General features: G+C 42.7%; 22 protein-coding genes. 8 read left to right on the plus strand and 14 right to left on the minus strand.

All coding sequences use genetic code 11. The annotated features are described in order from the left end of the window. Positions 1-39: 39 nt before the first annotated feature. From recN to FGG15_RS04530, 7 genes are all read right to left on the minus strand, one after another. A complete protein-coding gene (gene recN, locus FGG15_RS04500) occupies positions 40-1,692 on the minus strand; it encodes a DNA repair protein RecN (protein WP_138833643.1) in 1,653 nt (550 codons plus the stop codon). A 46-nt stretch (positions 1,693-1,738) separates the two neighbouring features. Then, positions 1,739-2,629, minus strand: coding sequence for a type IX secretion system protein PorD (porD, locus tag FGG15_RS04505; RefSeq protein WP_138833644.1), 891 nt, complete (start codon positions 2,627-2,629; stop codon positions 1,739-1,741). Beyond that, entirely contained in the window at positions 2,622-3,827 is a 1,206-nt protein-coding gene (coaBC, locus tag FGG15_RS04510; protein WP_138833645.1) for a bifunctional phosphopantothenoylcysteine decarboxylase/phosphopantothenate--cysteine ligase CoaBC, read from the minus strand. Before coaBC ends, porD begins: the two co-directional genes overlap by 8 nt. 3 nt (positions 3,828-3,830) lie before the next feature. Then, on the minus strand, positions 3,831-4,157 hold the full coding sequence (locus FGG15_RS04515; RefSeq protein ID WP_097046104.1) for a DNA-directed RNA polymerase subunit omega: 327 nt from the start codon (positions 4,155-4,157) through the stop codon (positions 3,831-3,833). A 19-nt stretch (positions 4,158-4,176) separates the two neighbouring features. Then, entirely contained in the window at positions 4,177-5,004 is an 828-nt protein-coding gene (locus tag FGG15_RS04520; protein WP_138833646.1) for an outer membrane protein assembly factor BamD, read from the minus strand. A 107-nt stretch (positions 5,005-5,111) separates the two neighbouring features. Then, positions 5,112-6,002 carry a 4-hydroxy-tetrahydrodipicolinate synthase gene (gene dapA, locus FGG15_RS04525; protein ID WP_138833648.1) on the minus strand — a complete coding sequence of 297 codons (891 nt, stop codon included), beginning with the start codon at positions 6,000-6,002 and terminating at the stop codon, positions 5,112-5,114. Beyond that, positions 6,002-6,535: a DUF6913 domain-containing protein gene (locus tag FGG15_RS04530; protein ID WP_138833650.1), complete on the minus strand. Its 534-nt coding sequence runs from the start codon at positions 6,533-6,535 to the stop codon at positions 6,002-6,004. The genes dapA and FGG15_RS04530 overlap by 1 nt, the downstream gene beginning before the upstream one ends. A gap of 115 nt (positions 6,536-6,650) precedes the next feature. Here FGG15_RS04530 and FGG15_RS04535 point away from each other — a divergent pair, with 115 nt between their 5' ends. After that, positions 6,651-7,367, plus strand: a complete 717-nt coding sequence (locus FGG15_RS04535) for a 5'-nucleotidase C-terminal domain-containing protein (protein WP_237561746.1) — start codon at positions 6,651-6,653, stop codon at positions 7,365-7,367. Further along, positions 7,368-8,279: a metallophosphatase gene (locus FGG15_RS04540; RefSeq protein WP_138833654.1), complete on the plus strand. Its 912-nt coding sequence runs from the start codon at positions 7,368-7,370 to the stop codon at positions 8,277-8,279. 301 nt (positions 8,280-8,580) lie between these two features. On the opposite strand, the gene FGG15_RS04545 is transcribed toward FGG15_RS04540, so the two are convergent. The 6 genes from FGG15_RS04545 to FGG15_RS04570 form a co-directional block, all read right to left on the minus strand. Continuing rightward, the gene (locus FGG15_RS04545; protein ID WP_138833656.1) at positions 8,581-10,116 is read right to left on the minus strand and encodes a BspA family leucine-rich repeat surface protein; all 1,536 of its coding nucleotides are present in this window, start codon (positions 10,114-10,116) and stop codon (positions 8,581-8,583) included. Between the two features lie 258 nt (positions 10,117-10,374). Continuing rightward, on the minus strand, positions 10,375-10,662 hold the full coding sequence (locus tag FGG15_RS04550; protein WP_138833657.1) for a hypothetical protein: 288 nt from the start codon (positions 10,660-10,662) through the stop codon (positions 10,375-10,377). A gap of 3 nt (positions 10,663-10,665) precedes the next feature. Further along, entirely contained in the window at positions 10,666-12,663 is a 1,998-nt protein-coding gene (gene ligA, locus FGG15_RS04555) for an NAD-dependent DNA ligase LigA (RefSeq protein WP_138833659.1), read from the minus strand. After that, positions 12,664-13,245 (minus strand): LOG family protein, encoded by a 582-nt coding sequence (locus FGG15_RS04560; protein ID WP_138833661.1) that lies wholly within the window; start codon positions 13,243-13,245, stop codon positions 12,664-12,666. Between the two features lies 1 nt (position 13,246). Beyond that, positions 13,247-14,134 (minus strand): peptide chain release factor N(5)-glutamine methyltransferase, encoded by an 888-nt coding sequence (gene prmC, locus FGG15_RS04565; protein WP_138833663.1) that lies wholly within the window; start codon positions 14,132-14,134, stop codon positions 13,247-13,249. A gap of 1 nt (position 14,135) precedes the next feature. Beyond that, positions 14,136-14,621, minus strand: coding sequence for a GNAT family N-acetyltransferase (locus FGG15_RS04570; protein WP_138833665.1), 486 nt, complete (start codon positions 14,619-14,621; stop codon positions 14,136-14,138). Positions 14,622-14,650: 29 nt separating this feature from the next. On the opposite strand from FGG15_RS04570, the gene ribD reads away from it, so the two are divergent. Genes ribD through FGG15_RS04590 form a run of 4 tightly spaced genes read left to right on the plus strand, consistent with a single transcriptional unit; the run spans position 14,651 to position 17,769 of the window. After that, entirely contained in the window at positions 14,651-15,703 is a 1,053-nt protein-coding gene (ribD, locus tag FGG15_RS04575) for a bifunctional diaminohydroxyphosphoribosylaminopyrimidine deaminase/5-amino-6-(5-phosphoribosylamino)uracil reductase RibD (protein WP_138833667.1), read from the plus strand. Then, the gene (locus FGG15_RS04580; RefSeq protein ID WP_138833670.1) at positions 15,696-16,298 is read left to right on the plus strand and encodes an HAD family hydrolase; all 603 of its coding nucleotides are present in this window, start codon (positions 15,696-15,698) and stop codon (positions 16,296-16,298) included. The genes ribD and FGG15_RS04580 overlap by 8 nt, the downstream gene beginning before the upstream one ends. Beyond that, positions 16,298-17,161: a DMT family transporter gene (locus tag FGG15_RS04585; RefSeq protein ID WP_138833672.1), complete on the plus strand. Its 864-nt coding sequence runs from the start codon at positions 16,298-16,300 to the stop codon at positions 17,159-17,161. Before FGG15_RS04580 ends, FGG15_RS04585 begins: the two co-directional genes overlap by 1 nt. After that, a complete protein-coding gene (locus FGG15_RS04590; RefSeq protein WP_138833674.1) occupies positions 17,161-17,769 on the plus strand; it encodes an IMPACT family protein in 609 nt (202 codons plus the stop codon). Before FGG15_RS04585 ends, FGG15_RS04590 begins: the two co-directional genes overlap by 1 nt. On the opposite strand, the gene FGG15_RS04595 is transcribed toward FGG15_RS04590, so the two are convergent. Next, positions 17,766-18,164, minus strand: a complete 399-nt coding sequence (locus FGG15_RS04595) for an acyl-CoA thioesterase (RefSeq protein ID WP_138833676.1) — start codon at positions 18,162-18,164, stop codon at positions 17,766-17,768. The two genes, FGG15_RS04590 and FGG15_RS04595, sit on opposite strands and share 4 nt — an antisense overlap. A 203-nt stretch (positions 18,165-18,367) precedes the next feature. Here FGG15_RS04595 and dnaA point away from each other — a divergent pair, with 203 nt between their 5' ends. Next, entirely contained in the window at positions 18,368-19,792 is a 1,425-nt protein-coding gene (gene dnaA / locus FGG15_RS04600) for a chromosomal replication initiator protein DnaA (RefSeq protein WP_138833678.1), read from the plus strand. A gap of 12 nt (positions 19,793-19,804) precedes the next feature. Continuing rightward, positions 19,805-20,257 (plus strand): low molecular weight protein-tyrosine-phosphatase, encoded by a 453-nt coding sequence (locus tag FGG15_RS04605; protein WP_138833680.1) that lies wholly within the window; start codon positions 19,805-19,807, stop codon positions 20,255-20,257. Positions 20,258-20,261: the final 4 nt, after the last annotated feature.

Raw genomic sequence — 20,261 nt, forward strand, 5'->3', positions numbered from 1 at the left:
ATCCGCTCTTCTCGAAGTTCCCCCAACTGCGGGCATAAGCTATTGCAATAATTGTTTGGCATGTGCCAAAGCGGAATCGGAAATCGCTTTTCCTCCCAACATTTCTGCCAGCTCCTTTACCCGTTCTTCCTCGTTCAATCTTTTCATTCGGGTACTGGTACCAGACGCACTCTCCTCTTTGAAAACCTTAAATTGATGGCTCCCCTTGGATGCCACCTGGGGCAAGTGGGTAATGGAAAAGACTTGCATGGTTTGGCTCATCTGTTTCATAATCTCTCCCATTCGATTGGATATTTCTCCCGAAACGCCGGTATCTATCTCATCGAACATCATGGTAGGCAATTGTTCAAATTGCGCCAGTAGGGACTTTATCGTGAGCATGATTCTGGACAATTCACCTCCGGATGCCACTTTCTTCAACTCTCCATATTCCGAACCCTTGTTGGCGGAGAACAGGAATATGAGGTCATCTTTTCCATTGGATTTAAAGGAATCCGAAGGATGTACCTCTATTTTGAAAGTAGCCGAGGGCATTCCCAATGCATACAAGTTTTCCTGAAGCGTATGTTTTAGCTTGGGGATGGCCTTATTTCTGGCCTCCGTGATTTTTGCCGCCCAAGTGTCCGCTTTCTTTGCTACCAGCTGCAGCTCTTGTTCTTTTTCCAAGATATTGGACTCGATATTTTCTACGGCATCTACCTTTGTGCTTAAATCCTCCTTAATGGCAAGAAGTTCTGCAACAGAATTTACCTGATGTTTTTTTTGAAGATCATAAAGTAATTGAAGCTGTCCATTAATGGACTCTAAGCGCTCGGGGTTGGCCTCTACCCCGTCCTTTAATACTTCCAATTCTCCTGCCACATCGTCCATTTCAATAAATATGGATTGCACCCGTTCGTTTAGCTTGGCATAGGTATCCCCAAAATCCGCTAAATGTTGAAAGCTTCGTTTTAAATCGGCCAATCTCCCTAATAAGCCCAATTGCTCGTCATTCAGCAGTTGATGTCCTTGTGACAATTGCTCCATGATTTGCTCCACATTGTTCAACTGCTCATATTCCACCTCCAGCGCTTCTTGCATTCCTTCTTTAAGTGAAGCAGCTTCCAGTTCTTTCAGCAAAAAACTGTTGTAATCGTGTTCTTTATTGGAGTTGGATTGAAATTCCTGTAGTTCCCTTAATTCCTTGGATACCTTTCTATAGGCCTCCAAATGGGCTCGATATGTATGTAGATTGTCTTGGTTTCCAGCCAAGGCGTCCACTACCTTAAGTTGAAAGTCATTTTCGGTCAATCGTAGAGTTTGATGCTGTGAATGGACATCCACTAAACGTTCGCCCAATCCTTTTAGGATATCCAAGGTAACTGGGGAATCGTTTACAAAGGCTCGGGATTTGCCGCTTGGTAAAATTTCACGCCGTAAAATGGTGTCATGCTCATAATCCAGGTCATGGGATTGGAAAAAACCCTCCAACCTGTATTTGGATATATCAAATTCAGCCTCAATAATGCACTTCTGTGCTTGGTTTTTTAGGGAGCTTAGGTCCGCCCGTTTTCCCAACACCAAAGAAAGTCCACCCAATAATATGGATTTTCCCGCTCCTGTTTCGCCTGTTATGGTAGTAAAGCCTTCCGCGAACTGCACGTTCACATCATCAATCAAAGCATAGTTCTGAATGGAAAGATTTGTTAGCAACTTAGCGGATTTTCACCGTAAAGATATAGCTCTTTGGAGAAATGGACTAGTAATTTATTTCGTTCCAGGTATTGGAATAAAATGGCGCCACCCGATTCAAAGTTTCCTTGAGTTTTACAATGTCCACCTTGGGGCCATCGGAGAAGATATTTCTAATTTCTTCCGACTTGGCATCAAAAAAAGTCTGGATCAAAAAAGCATTGGGTCGGCGCTTGATCAAGGTCTCAAACAAACGCATACTTCCGGCAACAACCTGTTTGCCTGTGCTATTATTATCCCCAAGAATGTCCAGTCCTTTCCTGTGGTAATTATACATGGCGATTCGATACTCCCTAAAGGAGTTGCTCATCAAATTGTCTACCAATTCAAATCGGGAACGCTCCCCTGTTTCTTGGTTCCAACCTGAGAAATTAGATCCTTGTGCCTGGGTGACTATATTCTGAGCCTTACGGAACATTTCATCCCCGCCTTCCAACGAAAAGGTATCGGCATCCAAACCTAAAATCACATACACATAATAGGTGATTACGCCCACCAAATTGGAATCAAAGACGTTCTCGTTGTATACCAAAGGTTGAAATTCCTGATATTGAAAATTGAAAGCGTCATCCTTATAATTGAAGATGGGGCTTTCATAGGATGTATTGAATACCGGACGGGAAGATTGAATTTGGATGTTGGCCTCAAATCGGTCCGATTCATATTGGGTGACCGTTATGAACATCCGGGCATTGACCCGTTCATTGTCCCGATACACGCGGTTGGTCCACTTGGTTTTATTCACAAAATCGTTGAGTGAACGCTCCAAAGTCCTGAATATCTGCTGGTTGGTCTGACTCACTTGGTCAGAGTTGACCGTTATGGTGCAATTGAGTTCTTGCGCAAACGAGATTTGTGCTATTGAAAACAAAAAAACAAGTATAATGATCCTATGCATGGATTCTGGAGATAATTTCTTCCCAAATGTCCGAAGCAACTTCGGGCTTTGTCTTCAATCCAAACGTTTTAATCCCGGAATTCTTATCGATAAAGGTAATTTTATTGGTGCTTCCTCCAAAACCAGCACCGTCGTCCTTAAGGGAGTTCAACACAATAGCGTCCAAATTTTTACGCTCCAACTTGTCTTTGGCATTTTCTAGCTCGTTTTCTGTTTCCAGGGCAAAGCCCACCAAAAACTGATTGTCCTTGCGCGCTCCTAGAGATAAAAGGATGTCTGGATTTCGCTCCAGTTCAATTTGGAGGTCTCCATCTTTCTTTTTCATCTTTTCCTGGGCCACATGTTTAGGTCGATAGTCCGCCACCGCAGCGGCCGCAATGACTACATCCACATCATCAAAATGTTCATGACAAGCTTCGTACATTTCCTGGGCGGAAGTAATTCGAATCAACTGAATGGTTTCCTCATCCACTGATAGGTTGGTAGGTCCAGATACCAAAATGACTTTTGCTCCCAAATTGGCAGCTTTTTTGGCCAATTCAAAGCCCATGGTTCCAGAGGAACGATTGCCCAAAAATCGAACAGGATCCAAGGGTTCATGGGTGGGGCCGGCTGTAATCAATACTTTCTTGCCGCTGAGGGGTAAGCCCTGGGACAATTCATTTTGGATAAAAGCAACGATATTTTCGGGCTCTGCCATTCGGCCTTCGCCGTGTAGTCCACTGGCCAATTCACCAGATTCAGCCGGAATCATTGTGTTTCCGAAGGAAGTCAGTTTTTCTAATGAAGTTGTCGTGGATGGATGTTTATACATGTCCAAATCCATGGCCGGTGCAAAAAAGATTGGACATTTGGCCGAAAGATAGGTTGCTAACAACAGGTTATCACAAATGCCTTGCGACATTTTGGACAGCGTATTGGCTGTAGCTGGGGCAATGATCATAAGGTCTGCCCACAGGCCCAATTCCACGTGATTGTTCCATGATAAACTTCCATCCTCCTCGTTAACAAAATCCAATAACACTGGATTTTTAGAAAGTGTGGATAGCGTTAAAGGAGAAACAAAAGAGCCAGCACTCTGGGTCATTACAACTTTGACCTTGGCACCAGCTTTTATCAGCAACCTAACAAGAAATGTGGTCTTATATGCGGCAATTCCCCCGGTAACGCCCAAAAGAATATTTTTACCGCTAAGCATTTCTTAGGCGTCTTTCTCTGTGTTTCTGTAGTAGATTTTGTCTTCCAACCATTCCATTACCGCCAAAGCATGGGGCTTTGGAAGTTTCTCGTAGAACTTGGAAACTTCTATCTGCTCCTTGTTTTCAAAAACTTCTTCCAAGCTATCGCTGTAAGTGGCGAATTCCTCCAACTTTTCCAGCAATTCCTTTTTTATTTCAGAATTGATTTGGATGGCTCGCTTGGACGCGATGGAAATGGCCTCATAAATGTTGTCCGTTTTCTCATCAAATTCGTTCCTGTTGTGGGTCACTGTAGAAACGGGAGCTTTGGTGTTTTTCAAATCTTGCATTTACGGATAGTTTAAAATGTTATTTGGAGCTGGTGTATACACTCAACTCTTTCTGTATTTTCTCGGACAGGTCGTCCGCTTTCTTCTTAAATTGGGTTTCAGGAAAATAACGCAATAAATTGTTATACGCTGATAACGCGTCTTCCAGACGTTCCTGCTTTTTGTTCTCTGTACTGTTAACTGCCAAATTGGTGGACGCCTCTATCCTATAATAGAGTGCTTCTTCTCTATAAACAGAACCTGGGTTATCAGAAATAAAATTATCCAGGGCGGTGATAGCCGAAATTAAGATAGGATAGTTGAATTTCCCCAACTTGTTGAACTGCTTGGCTACTTCTATTTGCTTTCTTTCTTTTTTGGAGGTCAGCTCCTTGGCCATGGCATTGGCTTCATCAAAAAACTCCGATTCTGGATAGGTATTGATAAAGGTTTGTAGTTTGGCCAAAGCTTTGTCAGTATCAGTTTGATCTAAGGAATAGGCCGGTGACAATTCATAATAGCTCTTTGCTCCTAAAAAGGAAGCCTCTTGAATCTTATCACTTCTTGGATACGATTTAATGAATCGCTCAAACTGGTATCCAGATAAGTAATAATCCTTGGTCTTGAAATAAGAGTCCGCGAAAAAGAACATCACCCGCTCTCCTTGAGGTTTGCCCACATACCGAGGGGCAATCTGCTCAAATAATCTTTTTGCCCTTTTATAATCCCCTTCGTCATAGTATTTCTGGGCCAAATCATATTTAGCCTTTACATCCTCATTTTTAAGCACTTTCTGGTACTCGCTACAGGATGAAAATAAAATTACGGCAAAGAGTAAAGGAAGAATCGACCTCATTTTCAAAAACATTTTGCAAAATTAGTGATAATCAATGGATTTAAAAAATAGAAATCCACTTCCAAAAATAAGTGTCCGTGCAGCTTCCTGCCAAGGTTTTGGCTAAGTTTTAACGCAACTTATGCATACACCTTGTTGTGCGACTTTAGATAGGCAGCAATCCTGTTTTTTAAACCAAGCGAAGCCTCAACCAATGGCAAGCGGACTACCGCCGAACAAATTCCCAAGGACTCAAAAATACTCTTGATCCCAGCGGGATTTCCTTCTTCAAAAATGAGTTGCATGGCCGGCAAAAGTGCATGGTGCAATTCATAGGCCTCATCTGATTTACCCTGTAACCCCTGCTCAATCATTGTAGAAAAACCCGCAGGCAATCCTTGACCCAAAACCGAAATTACTCCAGAGCCTCCTGCCAAAACAGTAGGCAAAGCTGTGAAATCGTCCCCGGAAATAACCAAAAAGTCATCTGGTTTACCCTTCATGATCTGGTCAATCTGAACCATATCTCCACAGGCTTCCTTGATCGCTACGATATTGGGAACATCCTTTGCCAATCTTACCGTGGTTTCCGGCAACATATTGCTACCCGTCCTTGCAGGCACATTGTACATTACGATAGGTATTGGGGAGGCCGCGCCAATAGCCTTAAAATGCTGGTAAATGCCTTCTTGGGTAGGTCTATTGTAGTAAGGTGATACAGATAATATGGCCGTAAATTCCGAAAGGTCCAAAGATTTGAGCTCTTCCACAACCGCGGCGGTATTATTTCCGCCAACACCCAAAACCAGTGGTAACCTTCCCGCATTGGCCCGAACAACTACATCGGCGACCAGCTGTTTTTCCGCTTTGGACAAGGTAGCGGATTCCGCTGTGGTACCCAGCGCAACCAGATAGTCAATACCTCCCTGAATACAATGCTCCACAACGCGCTCCAAAGCAGTGGTATCCACCGAAAAATCTTCTTTGAACGGGGTGACCAAGGCAACCCCAGTGCCCAATAATTGCTCCATTACAATTCTTTTAAAACCTTTAAATATTTCTTTAATTCACTTTTGAACAAGTCAAAATCATTTAAGGACGTATTTAAAATCAAATCATTGATCTTGGGATCTAAGGTTCCAAATCCAACCTTGAGTCGGGCTTGAGTTTTCACCGAGAGGAGTTTCATCATTAAATTATCCTCTTGGTAATAATTGAGCAAAAGATCGTATTCCCTGCCCAAAAACTCCAGCACATATCCGTTTTCAATATCGCCTTTCCAACCTAAATCCTTATCGGAAAAAATTTGAATGGCATAGGGTGAGTTTTTATCGTACTCCCTTTTATAGCCAATGATCTTGATAGCATTGGGTCTTAGTTCGTACTCGTCTATTAACTCATAAAACACCTCCGCATTTCCAAAATTGTCCACATCCACAATGCAGCCAATACTGCTAACGCCCTTGCTCCGCTCCACAACAGAAGCGGGCTTTTGCATTTCATCCTGCAGGTATTTTAGTCCCGATTTAACTTTAAATTTATCCTGGAGCCCTTTTAAAAACATTATTTTTATGCATTTTTACAAAGGTAATTAATCTACCTTGACTCCTTAAAACAAAGATACGCCAGTGAGTGTTTTAAAAATCAAACAAATTGTTACATTATTAACAATTTGTACTTTGGCTTCCTGCAAGCAAGGAAAACCGCAGCTCTCCAAAATTGATGGAAAACAAGTATCCATAGACAGTATTCTTGCTCCAGTAGATTCCATTGCATCCTTTGTAGCTCCGTTCAGAAACCGAATCAACGAGGTTTTGGACAGCACCTTGGCCTTTGCTCCCGAAGATATTAACTTGGACGATGGCCCCCGCAATACTTCCATGGGCAATTTTATGGCCGATGTACTTTTGGAAGAGACCGCTCCCCTTTTCCTGAAACAAACCGGGAAAGAACTGGACTTTGTTATCATGAATCGTGGCGGTATTCGCTCCATAATATCCGCAGGGAACGTTAGTGCCAGACATGCTTTTGAAGTAATGCCCTTTGAAAATTACATTTCGGTTGTGGAACTGGATGGTACAGCCCTGCGAAAACTGATCGGTTTTTTGATCAATTCCTCCCGCATACACGCCATCGCAGGGATGCAGATTGTTTTGGACAATACCGGGCACCTGGAATCCGTGAACATCAATGGAAGTCCTTTTGACGAAAATAAAAACTACCATGTGGCCACCTCGGACTATTTGGTGCAGGGTGGACCCAGTATTGGTTTTTTCAGTGATATGGTTTCTGTACATGATACGGGTTATCTGGTTAGAAATGCCATTATTGACCATTTGAAAAAGATAGATACCGTAACCGCCCAAGTGGATGACCGATTTATTCAATTAAAGTAAATGGAACGAAGAAAATTTTTATCGCAAACGGTAGCTGCCTCCACTTTGGTAGGTCTGGGAGGTTTGGGCTTGAACTCCTGTTCTTCAATTGGCCGAAAACACGTCACCATTTTGCATACCAACGATGTACACAGCCATATTGACCCTTTCCCCAGCTCGGATAGCCGATACCCCAATTTGGGTGGCGTGGCCCGTAGGGCCACTTTGGTGGAACAAATAAGAAATGAAAATCCCAATACCCTCCTTTTTGATGCCGGGGATATTTTTCAAGGTACGCCCTACTTTAATTTTTATGGTGGGGAATTGGAGTTTAAACTGATGAGCAAGCTCAAGTATGATGCCGCCACCATAGGCAACCATGATTTTGACAATGGGGTAGATGGGCTTTTGGCGCAGATTCCGAACGGCACTTTTGATTTGCTTTCCGCTAACTATGACTTCTCCAACACGGTTTTGGACAGTTTTACAAAGCCTTATAAGACATATATGTTGGATGGGATTAAAATTGGGGTTTATGGTTTGGGCATTGCCCTGGATGGTTTGGTGACCAAACGCCTATACAAAGAAACCGTCTACCTAGAGCCTTATGAGATAGCTTTGGACATGGAGCGAAAGCTGAAGGAAGAAGAAAAATGCGATTTGATTGTATGCCTTTCCCATTTGGGATACGACTATGAAAATCCACAGCGACCTTCTGATATTCGGTTGGCGCAACGCACCTACCATACCCAATTAATCATTGGTGGACATACCCATACTTTTTTGGATAAACCCGAAGTACGCACCAACTTAAATGGCAATTCCGTATTAGTAAACCAAGTAGGTGCCTATGGGCTTAACTTGGGCCGTATAGATTTCTATTTTGATTCCGAGAAAAATGTTTCTGGGAACGGGGTGAGTATTTCCGTTTAACATCTAGCTTTTCGTCAGTTCGAGTGTCCCGAACTTCATTCGGGATGTATCGAGAACAACACGCCACTAACCCCTCTCCAGAGGGGAGAAATGTGCTCCTTTCTTGAGAGGGTGAGGATTTCAGTATGCTGAAATCAGGGATGTGTCAAAAATTAGGACTTTGTTCTTCTTAGCATATCTTCTATTCTTGCATGCTAGACCACTAGATGTAATCAAGCGGTAGCAAGGGAAAAACAAAAAACACCGGAAGTTAAGTTTCCGGTGTTTCAATATGGTTCAATGTTGATTTTTTTGGAAATAGTTAATCACAAATAGGATCAAGGCCCTCATCATCAATTGTCCAACCCTTACCTTCCAAAGTTGCTCTTGCCATTCCTCCGTTACAGTAGTAAACACCGCTTGCCCCAAAAGTAACATTGTTAGGAGTGTTGGCATTGTTGGCCCAGCCTGTTAAAGTGGCATCATAGTTTTCCGGAGATAATCCAGAGTTGTCCAACATATTTGACATAAGATTAACAGCACTGATGTCCCAACTGCCTAAATATTGATTAAACAAGGTAGCACCGTTAAACATCAAACTCATATCCGTTACCTGACTAAAATCCCAGTCACTTAAGTCTTGATTGAATTCAGACGCCCCAGAAAACATTCCACTCATTTTTGTAACCCCACTTACTGTCCAATCACTGATATCAGCATTGAAATTAACAGCTTGATCAAACATCCATTCCATATCGCTAACGCTACTTACATCCCAATCGCTTATATCCCCATTAAAAAGGGTTGCGTCATCAAACATATGGGACATGTCCGCAACTCCTGTCAAATCTGGGGCATCTGTTGCATTGTAGACCATATTTGAGCAACCTTCAAACGCTCTTTCAAAACTTTGCCATTCAATAGCTCCCCATTGATCTATGCTCAAAAGTTTGGTTGCCGAAGGGTTGTTGTCCATGAGCAATCGAGAAAATCCATATCTTATCTTTACAGTATAAGTGCCCGCTGCCTCATAAACATGACTTGGGGGAGTAGTCCCACCATAGGTATCATAGGAATCATCATTTTCATCACCCCATATAATATTGCACTCGTAAAATTCATCTTGAAGGTCTCCAAAACTTATTGTCTCGCCTGCCGTATCCGTTTTCCAGGTGGTAATAAAAGATGATGTATCATTCACATTAATTGTAATCGTGGCATCCACCGTGTTTTCATCATCAGATACACTTACTACGATTTCATGGAACTCATCCTCCCAAGCATCAAGTTCTGTTGCATCGGTTATACTAAGAATACCGTCTTCCGTAATGGCAAATAGGTCATCACTATTGGTCGTGATGGAAAACGTTAAGGTTTCGCTGTCCTCATCGGCGGCAATCACTGTGGCGATCGAAAAATCGTCCGCAACATCTTCATCAACAGAGAACTCCTGGTTCTCCATAACTGGTGCTTGATTAGTTACTTCTACCTCATCGGTTACATTAATGGTAACAGTCGCACTCGAAGTATCCTTTTGATCAGTAACACTTACGGTAATACTATGCGGGCTATTGGAAGCATCCAGGCTTTGCCCATCGGCCACACTTAGCTGTCCGGCAATAGAGATGGTAAACAGGTCATTGTCATTTTCTGAAATGGAAAAAGTAAGAGTGTCACCATCTTCATCTTCCGCGGTAACGGTATAAAAGGAAGTGCCAGCTCCCATGCCTTCAGATACAGAAGTCGTTTGATCATCAATTTCCGGAATAGTATTGGGCTCCTCAGTGCCATCGTCCTTTTTACAAGAGAATAAAACAGCCGTGGCCAATAGCATCAAAAACAGGTTCTGCAATTTCATTTTTTGGAATTTTAAAGTTTATCCAACAAAAATGGGAAATGGACACCTTATTATTAGGGGCCAATTGACGGAGACCCGTTTTCAATTGACGGATGGAGGTTTTGGGTTGACAAATTTTTATGGGAAATGGGATGGAACACACCCCTAGCCCCTCTCGAGAGGGGAAAGATGAGCTCCCTTCTTGAGAAGGGAAGGATTTCAGCATGCTGAAATCAGGGATGTGTTATCAATTGGAGTGGTGCAAACGAAATGAGAACCTCAATGAAGTGCATGCTCCACTAATTCTTGCAATTCCGCTCCCAAATCGTGTTCAGGGAAAGGCTTGCCCGCTTGTCTGTACCAATAGCCGGCATTCCAATCGTCTCCTTCTTTACGGTGGAGGTAGGCGTGAATCCAACTCCCCATTTGGGTATGCAGGTCCTGGGCGATGTTATGGGAACTCTCCCAATCGCCTTTGGCATCAAACCAAAGTGCCCGTAGGGCCAAAGGCCAGTCCTCAGGCGGTTTTGTCTCACCTAAAGTTTGCAGAAAGTCTTGATAGTTCATACCCTAATCCAATTTGGACAAAAAATCTTGCTCGGAGATAATGGGAACCCCTAAGTTTTCGGCTTTGGTCTTTTTGCTTGGTCCCATATTGGCTCCAGCCACTAAAAAGCTGGTTTTGGAGGAAATTGACGATGCCACTTTGCCGCCATTGTCCTCAATCAGTTTTTTAAGCTCAGTTCTACCAAGGGATTCAAATACCCCGGAAACCACAAAGGTCTGTCCTTTTAATTTTTCAGATTGATTTTCCAGTTGCTCTTCGGACAGTGAGAATTGTAATCCATAGGCTTTAAGCCGGTCCACGATTGCCACATTATCAGGATTCCCAAAGAACTGTACAACACTTTCAGCAATTCTTCCACCAATCTCATCTACAGCTACCAGTTCTTCTTCCGAAGCCACCATTAATGCATCTATATTTTTATAGGCCTTGGCTAATTTTTTGGCCACGGTCTCTCCTACATATCGTATACCCAAAGCAAACAAAACACGCTCAAACGGAATGCTCTTGGAAGCTGCCACTCCATTCACCAGGTTTTCCGCAGATTTTTCCGCCATGCGCTCCAGCGGCATTATCTGCTCCTTGGTCAGAACATAGAGGTCGGCATAGTTGGCAATGAGTCCCTCCTTAAAGAGAAGCTCTACGGTTTCACCGCCAAGCCCTTCAATATCCATAGCCTTTCGGGAAATGAAATGTTGGATGCGTCCTGTAATCTGTGTTGGGCAACCGGTATCGTTGGGACAAAAGTGCTGGGCCTCCCCTTCTTTTCGAACCAAAGGGGTTTCACATTCGGGACAATTTTGGATATAGATAGTTGGGGTAGAGTCAGCTGGGCGTTTGGTAAAATCAACAGCAATGATCTTGGGAATAATCTCTCCTCCCTTTTCCACAAAAACGGTATCGCCTTCGCGGATGTCCAATTTTTCAATTTGGTCCGCATTGTGGAGCGATGCCCTTTTCACGGTAGTTCCTGCCAACAGTACAGGTTCTAAATTGGCCACCGGGGTAATAGCCCCTGTTCTGCCCACCTGATAGGTGATTTCATTCAATACGGTAGACACTTGCTCCGCCTTAAACTTGTAGGCCATGGCCCAACGCGGAGCCTTGGCAGTATAGCCCAATTCCTCCTGATGGCGCAGACTATTTACCTTGATGACCACCCCGTCTGTTTCGTAGGGCAAGTTATGCCGTTTTTCATCCCAATGCTCTACAAACTGCATTACCTCATCCGTGGTCTTGCGCAATTTGGCAACCGTTGGTACTTTAAAGCCCCAGGCTCGGGCTTTTTCCAACACCTCAAACTGGGTGCTGATGTCCACGTTTTTCCCAACAATGCTATACAACAAACACTCCAACGGACGTTGCGCAACCAAAGCACTGTCTTGAAGTTTGAGACTTCCTGAAGCTGTATTTCTAGGATTCATATAAGGGTCCTCCCCTGCTTCAACACGTTCCTTGTTCATTTGGGCGAAGCCATCCAAAGTAAGGATGATCTCTCCGCGGATATCAAATTTGGGGGGATAGTCCCCTTTGAGTTGCAAGGGAACCGATTTAATAGTCTTTATATTGGTAGTGACATCATCGCCTTGAAAGCCATCGCCTCTTGTTACAGCACGCACCAACAGTCCATCTTCATAGGTTAGACTGATGGAAGCCCCGTCATATTTAAGCTCACAGGTAAACTCCACATCAACATCCCCCAAAATACGCTGGATTCGCTTTTCCCAGTCCTCCAAATCTTCTTTGGAATAGGAATTGTCCAAGGAATACATGCGATGTTCATGCTGAATAGTCTCAAAATTCTTGGTCACCTCTCCACCTACCCGAAGGGTTGGCGAAGTTGGGTCATGGAACTCTGGATGGGCTTCTTCCAGCTTTTGGAGTTCCTTTAGTTTGATATCAAACTCGTAATCCGAAATGGTGGGCTCGTCCAACACATAATAATTGTAGTTGTGTCCGCGCAGTTCTTCCCTAAGGGTTGTTATTTTTTCTTGGATGCTCATTTACGTTTGTTCTTTTTCAATCCATTTGGGAGTCATCACTGGTGTGTAGTTCCTCATTTGCTCCAGAAGTCCTTCCGCAGTCGTATGCACCAATAACATCTCCCTGTTTTCCTGCTTTAAAAATCCTTGGGTGACCATGGTGTCCAAAAATTGCAGCATGGAATCAAAAAAGTTATTGCAATTTAGAATTCCTATGGGTTTTTGATGTAACCCGAGTTGGCCCCAAGTAATGATTTCGAAAAGTTCTTCCAAGGTGCCATAACCTCCAGGAAGTGCAATGAAACCATCCGAGAGTTCATGCATTTTCACCTTTCTTTGATGCATGGTTTCCACAACGATCAATTCCGTAATTTGGGGATGAAACACCTCCTTGCACTTCAGAAAATCCGGTATTACCCCAATCACTTTTCCATTTTTGCCCAAAGCTCCGTCAGCTACCTGGCCCATCAACCCAACTTTTGCTCCACCATATACCAACTGGATTTGTTGACTGGCCAAAATTTCTCCTAACTTAAAGGCAGTCTTAACCACACTGGAATCATTCCCGGTACTACTTCCACAAAATACAGCAATACTGTCCATATTAATTTAGTTGGCATTTAAGCATTCTGTCATTTCCGAAGATGTCCTTTCGAAGCTCAATTTCCGAAAAATTATGGGCTTCTAAAAGGGCCTGGGTCTCCTTGCCCAAATATTGGTTGATTTCAAAATAGAGCGTTCCTTTTTTGTCTAGATGCGAAATAGCAAATTGCATAATGGCCTTATAAAAAAGTAAAGGGTCTTCATCTTCAACAAACAGAGCCAGATGTGGTTCGTACTTTTTCACATTGTCACTCATTTGTTCTTTTTCCAATTCCCTTACGTAAGGTGGATTGGATACAATCATATCAAACTCAAGTTCAAGTTCAAGTTCAAGTTCAAGTTCGAGGTTTAAGATATCTTGTTGGATGAACGTTATATCCACCTCATTTAATTTTGCGTTTTCCTTGGCCACTTTCAGTGCTTGTTCAGACACATCTAAGGCATATACTTTGGCATTAGGTAACTTTTTGGCCAGTGCAATGGCAATGCAGCCGCTTCCTGTTCCAATGTCCAAAATCTTGATGTCTGGTGTCTGATGTCCGGTGTCTGATGTTTGTTTTTGAACTTCGGAAATAACCCACTCCACTAGCTCTTCGGTCTCCGGTCTGGGAATCAATACATGTTCATTGACTTTGAAATCCAAATCCATAATATGGGCAGTCCCCAGAATGTACTGCAAGGGTTCCTTCAATTTCAATTTGCTTAAAGCTCCAAACAATGGCGTTTCCTCCTCCTTCGTCAAAACCAAATCGGGTTGAAGAACCAAAGCAAATCGCTCCAAGTGCAAATAATGTTCTATACATCGATAAAAAAAGGAGTCCACTTCCTCAGCAGGATAAATCTCATCCAGCTCTTTATGAAAAATGTCTTTGATGTTTTTGAGCAGCAACTTATATTTCTTTAAGCATCCAAACAGGACAAGAATAATGACCCGTATTACCCATGGGGGCATCAATGTAATGGAAGCCGTTTTTTTGATATAACTTTTGAGCCGCTTTCATATACGGCATAGTCTCCAAGTAGCAGGCTTCAAATCCATACTCCTTTGCTTTTGCTAAACAAACGTCAATCATTTTGGCTCCTAGACCCTTGCCTCTAGCTTCTTCCAAAAAGTACATTTTCTGCAGCTCACAAACGTTCCCTTCAAAATTTTCCAACTGGGCAACCCCTGCGCATCCAATAACGCGGCCATCTTCTTCGGCAACAAAATAAGTAGCCTTTGGAACATCGTAGGTTCCATACATATCATCTAAAGCTTTATCAGCATAAGCAGTACCCACTTTGGGCACTCCCAAATCCACCAAAACTTGTCTCACAACCTTTGCCACAGCAGCGTTGTCCCCAGGTTCAATTTCCCGAATTACCACCTCGCCCATATTGTGTTTTATTATTCTATTTTTGTCCGGTGAATATACACGAAAAATACATGTTGCGTTGCATGGAATTGGGCAAAAAAGGTCTTGGGACCACAGCTCCCAATCCCATGGTTGGAAGTGTAGTTGTTCACGATGATAAAATTATTGGGGAAGGCTACACGAGTCCTTATGGCGGACCTCACGCCGAAGTGAATGCCATTAGTGCTGTCCTTAACAAAGAACTACTAAAGCAATCCACGATTTATGTTACTTTGGAACCTTGTTCCCACTTTGGAAAGACCCCACCCTGCGCTGATTTAATTATTGAATCGGAAATCCCCTTGGTGGTCATTGGTTTACAAGACCCACACGACAAGGTAGCAGGAGCCGGGATTAATAAATTACGGGATGCGGGATGCCAGGTAACTGTTGGGGTATTGGAACGCGAATGCCGTGAACACCATAAACGGTTTTTGACTTTTCAAGAGAAACGAAGACCGTATATCATATTAAAATGGGCTGAAACACAGGATCGGTTTATTGCTCCTGATAAAGCAAGGAGAAATGACAGCCCTGAACCCTTTTGGATTACCAACACCTACTCTAAACAGTTGGTCCATCAATGGAGAAGTGAAGAACAGGCCATTTTGGTGGGAACGCAGACCGTTTTGGATGACAATCCGAAACTAAATGTGAGGACATGGGAAGGCAAAAGTCCAATTCGCATTGTTTTGGATCAATCGTTGAAGATTCCATCCCATTTTCATGTTTTGGATAATAGTGTTGATACCATATTATTGACTGCCGAGCAGGACAGCTCCAAATATTTGGATGGTATTACCTATGAACTACTGGATTTCACTAAACCTGTAGCAAATCAAATTTGTAATCTTTTACATAAACATTCCATATCCAGTTTGCTTGTTGAAGGAGGAACAAGAACTCTCCAGACTTTTATTGATGAGGGACTTTGGGATGAGGCCCGTATTTTTAAAGGAGCTTCAAAATTTGATTCCGGAATTTTAGCGCCAGAGATATCCGGAAAGCTTATCCATTCCGAAAAAATAATTTCCGACACCCTTTCAATACTTCAGCATGATTAAAAACATTATTCTCGATTTTGGAGACATTTTTATCGATTTGGACAAACCCGCCACAGCAAGGGCCATGGAAAAATATGGTTTTAGGGAACTTACCCCGGATTTAGAAAACCTATTTAACTCCTATGAAAAAGGAGAGATGAATTCCCCTTCCTTTCTGAAGCAAGTCGCCTCCCATTTTCCCGCTGCTCCCGAGGACTATTTAATCAATGCTTGGAACGCCATCCTAAAGGATTTTCCAGATAGCCGACTGGAATTTGTAGAAAACCTCGCCAAGGAAAACCAATATCGATTATTCCTTTTGAGCAATACCAATGACCTTCACATCGAGTTTGTGCGCGAACGGCTGGGAAAGGAAAAGTTTAATCGCTTTGAAGGTTCCTTTGAAGTTTTCTACCTCTCCTACGAAATGGGCATGCGCAAACCGGATGCTGAAATTTTTGAATTTGTACTGCAGGCCAATACCCTTATTCCAGGGGAAACGCTGTTCGTGGATGATACCAAGGAAAATACAGATACCGCAGCTTCCTTGGGTATCCAAGTCTGGAACCTGCAAGTGGGCATAGAGGATATCACCCAACTAAAACAACACCTGTAATGTTAGATCTGCTGTTTAGCATTCTTTGTACCAGCACCATTTTTGTGGTGTTCAAATTATTTGATACCTATAAGGTACAGACCCCTTACGCTATTGTGATCAATTATGTGGTGGCCTGTACTGTGGGCCTGCTCCTCTACGACGGAACTATCAACTTTTCATCCATAACACAATCGTCTTGGTTTCTGGGAGCAATGGGTATGGGGGTCTTTTTTATCCTCATTTTTAATCTAATGGCGAGAGCATCACAAGTGGCAGGGGTCACCGTGGCATCCGTGGCCACCAAAATGTCCTTGGTTATTCCTGTGGTGGTCGGGATGATCCTGTATAACGAAAAGCTATCCCTTTTTCAGGGTCTAGGGATATTATTGGCCTTAGCTGCCGTCTATTTTACCTCCATCAAGGAAAATTCGCTGGTAATTTCCAAAAAAGCCTTGGTCCTACCCCTCTTGGTATTCTTGGGATCTGGAATCATAGATGCTAGCATGAAGTATTTTGAGGAACGGCATCTGGATTCCAGAGAGGTTGCCATCTTTTCAGCCATGGTCTTTGGATTTGCCGCACTTTCCGGATTTGTCTTCATTGGGTATAAAGCCACTAGGGAAACAATCAAGATTAATGTTAGAAATGTATTGGGTGGAATAATACTCGGTGTCCCCAATTACTTTTCTATTTTCTTTTTGCTCAGAGCATTACAGAACGAGAATTTTAGCAGCGCTGCCATTTTTACCATTAACAATGTGGCCGTGGTTATGCTGTGTACCTTGCTCGGTATTTTAATGTTCCAGGAACGATTGAGTATCAAAAACTGGGGTGGTATAGCCTTGGCCGTTCTAAGTATTGTTTTAGTAGCCTTGTTCTGATGGAAGTGGACAGTTACAGAACCTTGGATGGTCCCGCACCTGAAATACTTTATAAGGACAGGAAAAGTAAATTCTTTGGATATGCCTTTCCCATTGCTACCGAATCTGAGGTTAAGCCCATTGTGGAAACATTGAGAAAAAAATACCCCACGGCCAACCATGTGTGCTACGCCTGGCAACTCGGAACCAATCAGCTTACCTATAGGGCCAATGATGATGGAGAGCCCAATAACTCGGCTGGAATGCCCATTTATGGGCAAATTCAATCATTTGAGGTCACCAATGTATTGGTAGCTGTTGTTCGAATTTTTGGGGGAACCAAATTGGGCGTGGGCGGTTTAATTCAAGCTTATCGCACTGCTGCTCAAATGACCCTTGAAAATGCAACAATTATTGAAAAGATTGTGAAACAGCATTTTCAACTTAAGTTCGATTATCCCTATATGGATGTGGTCATGCGAACCATTAAACAAAAAAATCTGGAAATCAAATCCCAAAAAATGGAAATGGATTGTGCCTTAGTAGTTGCGGTTCGAAAAAAAGAAGCTGAGGATGTTCTTGGAACTTTTCAGCAACTGCATCAAATAAAAGTGAAAAAACTGGACTAAGCTTTCAACTTATCCAAAATGAAGTCTGGACACTTTATGGGTCTGTTTTTGCTTTGATCCATGAATGCCAGCACCGTGTTGGCCTCGGCCAATAACTCCCGTTTATCATTGTAAATCTTATATTCAAATTCAATCCGGACCATGGGAAGTTGCTTCAGGCGGGTTTCCACGGTAAGCATATCATCATAGAGCGCAGATTTTTTGTAATTGATCTGTAGGGAAATTACAGGGAGTATGATTCCATTTTCCTCCATGGCCCTATAAGAGATGTCCATCGCCCTCAACCACTCTATTCTCCCCATCTCCAAATAGGGAACATAGCTTGCATGGTGAACAATACCCATCTGGTCCGTTTCTGCATAACGAACGCGAAAAGAAAATGAATTTATCCGCATATTTTAACTGAAAAATTATATATTTAGAGACTCGGTTTACGTTAGGGAAACATGCGAAAAAAAAACAAAATATTCAATGGTAAAATCATTTTTTTTTTCAAAGTTTTGTTCACATATTTGTCGCATCCAACGAGCATCCTGAAACCCTTTGATGCTTTGACCTAAAGCTTTAAAGCTAACCATTAAACTAAGGAAAAACTTTTATGAGTGTTACTGCAAATTCCGTGTGGAACAATTGTTTGGCTTTTATCCAGGATAATATCCAACCGCAGGCATTCAAAACATGGTTTGAACCTATTAAGCCTATCAAGTTAACAGATAGTGCCTTAAGCATTCAAGTTCCAAGTAAATTTTTCTATGAATGGTTGGAAGAGCATTACGTAAAGCTTTTGAAAGTAGCCTTGACCAAGGAGCTCGGAAACAATGCCAAACTTATCTACATTATTAAAATGGAAAATAAGTACGGTAACAAGGAACCGTTTACAGAACAAATTCCAAGCGCAAACCGGACTGCTGTGGGGCCCCAGGAATTGGATGTGCCCATTACCTCCAAAAGTCCAGAGCTAAAAAATCCATTTGTGATTCCCGGTATTCGCAATATTAAGATTGAGTCGCAACTCAATCCCAATTACAATTTTGAAAATTTTCTGGAAGGAGATTCCAATCGCTTGGCTAGATCTGCAGGTATGGCGGTGGCCAACAAACCAGGAGGAACTTCCTTTAACCCCCTATTGGTTTTTGGTGGGGTTGGCTTGGGAAAGACCCACTTGGCGCATGCCATTGGAGTAGAAATCAAGGATAAATATCCAGAAAAGACCGTACTCTACATTTCCGCGGAAAAGTTTACGCAACAATATATTGAATCCGTAAAAAAGAACACTCGAAACGATTTCATCCACTTTTATCAGCTGATAGATGTGTTGATCATTGATGACGTGCAGTTCCTTTCTGGGAAATCCGGTACGCAGGACGTGTTCTTCCATATTTTCAACCACCTGCATCAAAATGGTAAGCAGGTCATCCTAACATCAGACAAAGCTCCTGTAGACATGCAGGACATTGAACAACGTTTGTTGTCCCGATTCAAATGGGGGCTTTCTGCCGAATTGCAGAGTCCGGATTACGAGACCCGGGTATCCATTTTAAAGAACAAGCTGTACAGAGATGGGGTTGAAATGCCGGAGGACATTATAGATCATGTGGCCAAGAACATCAAAACCAACATCCGGGAATTGGAAGGTGCCATCATTTCGTTGATTGCGCAATCGTCCTTCAACAAACGAGAAGTGACCTTGGAGTTGGCCCAACAGGTTGTTGAGAAGTTTGTCAAGAACACCAAGCGGGAAGTTTCCATCGATTACATCCAAAAAGTGGTGTCCGATTATTTTGAAATGGATGTGGCAACCCTTCAATCCAAAACTAGAAAACGCCATATTGTACAAGCCAGACAATTGGCCATGTTCTTTGCCAAAAAGTTCACTAAAGCCTCATTGGCCAGTATTGGTTCCCAAATAGGGAAGCGAGACCATGCCACAGTATTACATGCGTGCAAGACGGTAGATAATCTGGCCGAAACCGATAAGCAGTTCAGAAAGTACATCGAAGACCTGAACAAGAAATTTTCCTAATCCTTTAACTTAATGAAAACCAAGGTGTTGATGGTCTGCTTGGGCAACATTTGCAGGTCACCATTGGCCGAAGGTATATTGCGTTCCAAAACGGATGAAGCTGCTGTTTTTGTGGATTCTGCAGGAACTGCCGGATATCATGTAGGCAATGCCCCAGATGAACGTTCCATAGCTGTGGCACAAAAGCATGGAATTGATATCAGCCATCAAAAGTGTCGCAAATTTTCTGCAGATGATTTTCAGGAGTTTGATGTAATTTATGTTATGGATTTAAGTAATTTTTCCAACGTTTTGCGACTAGCCAACGACAAGGCAGAAGAAAAGAAAGTAAAGTTGCTTTTAGACGAAATTGATTTGGGTTTCAATGAAGTTCCAGACCCCTACTATGGCGGCCCTGACGGTTTTGAAAATGTATATCAAATGGTTGATATGGCCTGTGAGGTCATCGCCCAAAAAATAAGTTGATCGG

Origin of the sequence: Flagellimonas algicola (assembly GCF_005937185.1) — a bacterium.
In the GTDB taxonomy this organism is placed as follows: Bacteria; Bacteroidota; Bacteroidia; order Flavobacteriales; family Flavobacteriaceae; genus Flagellimonas; species Flagellimonas algicola.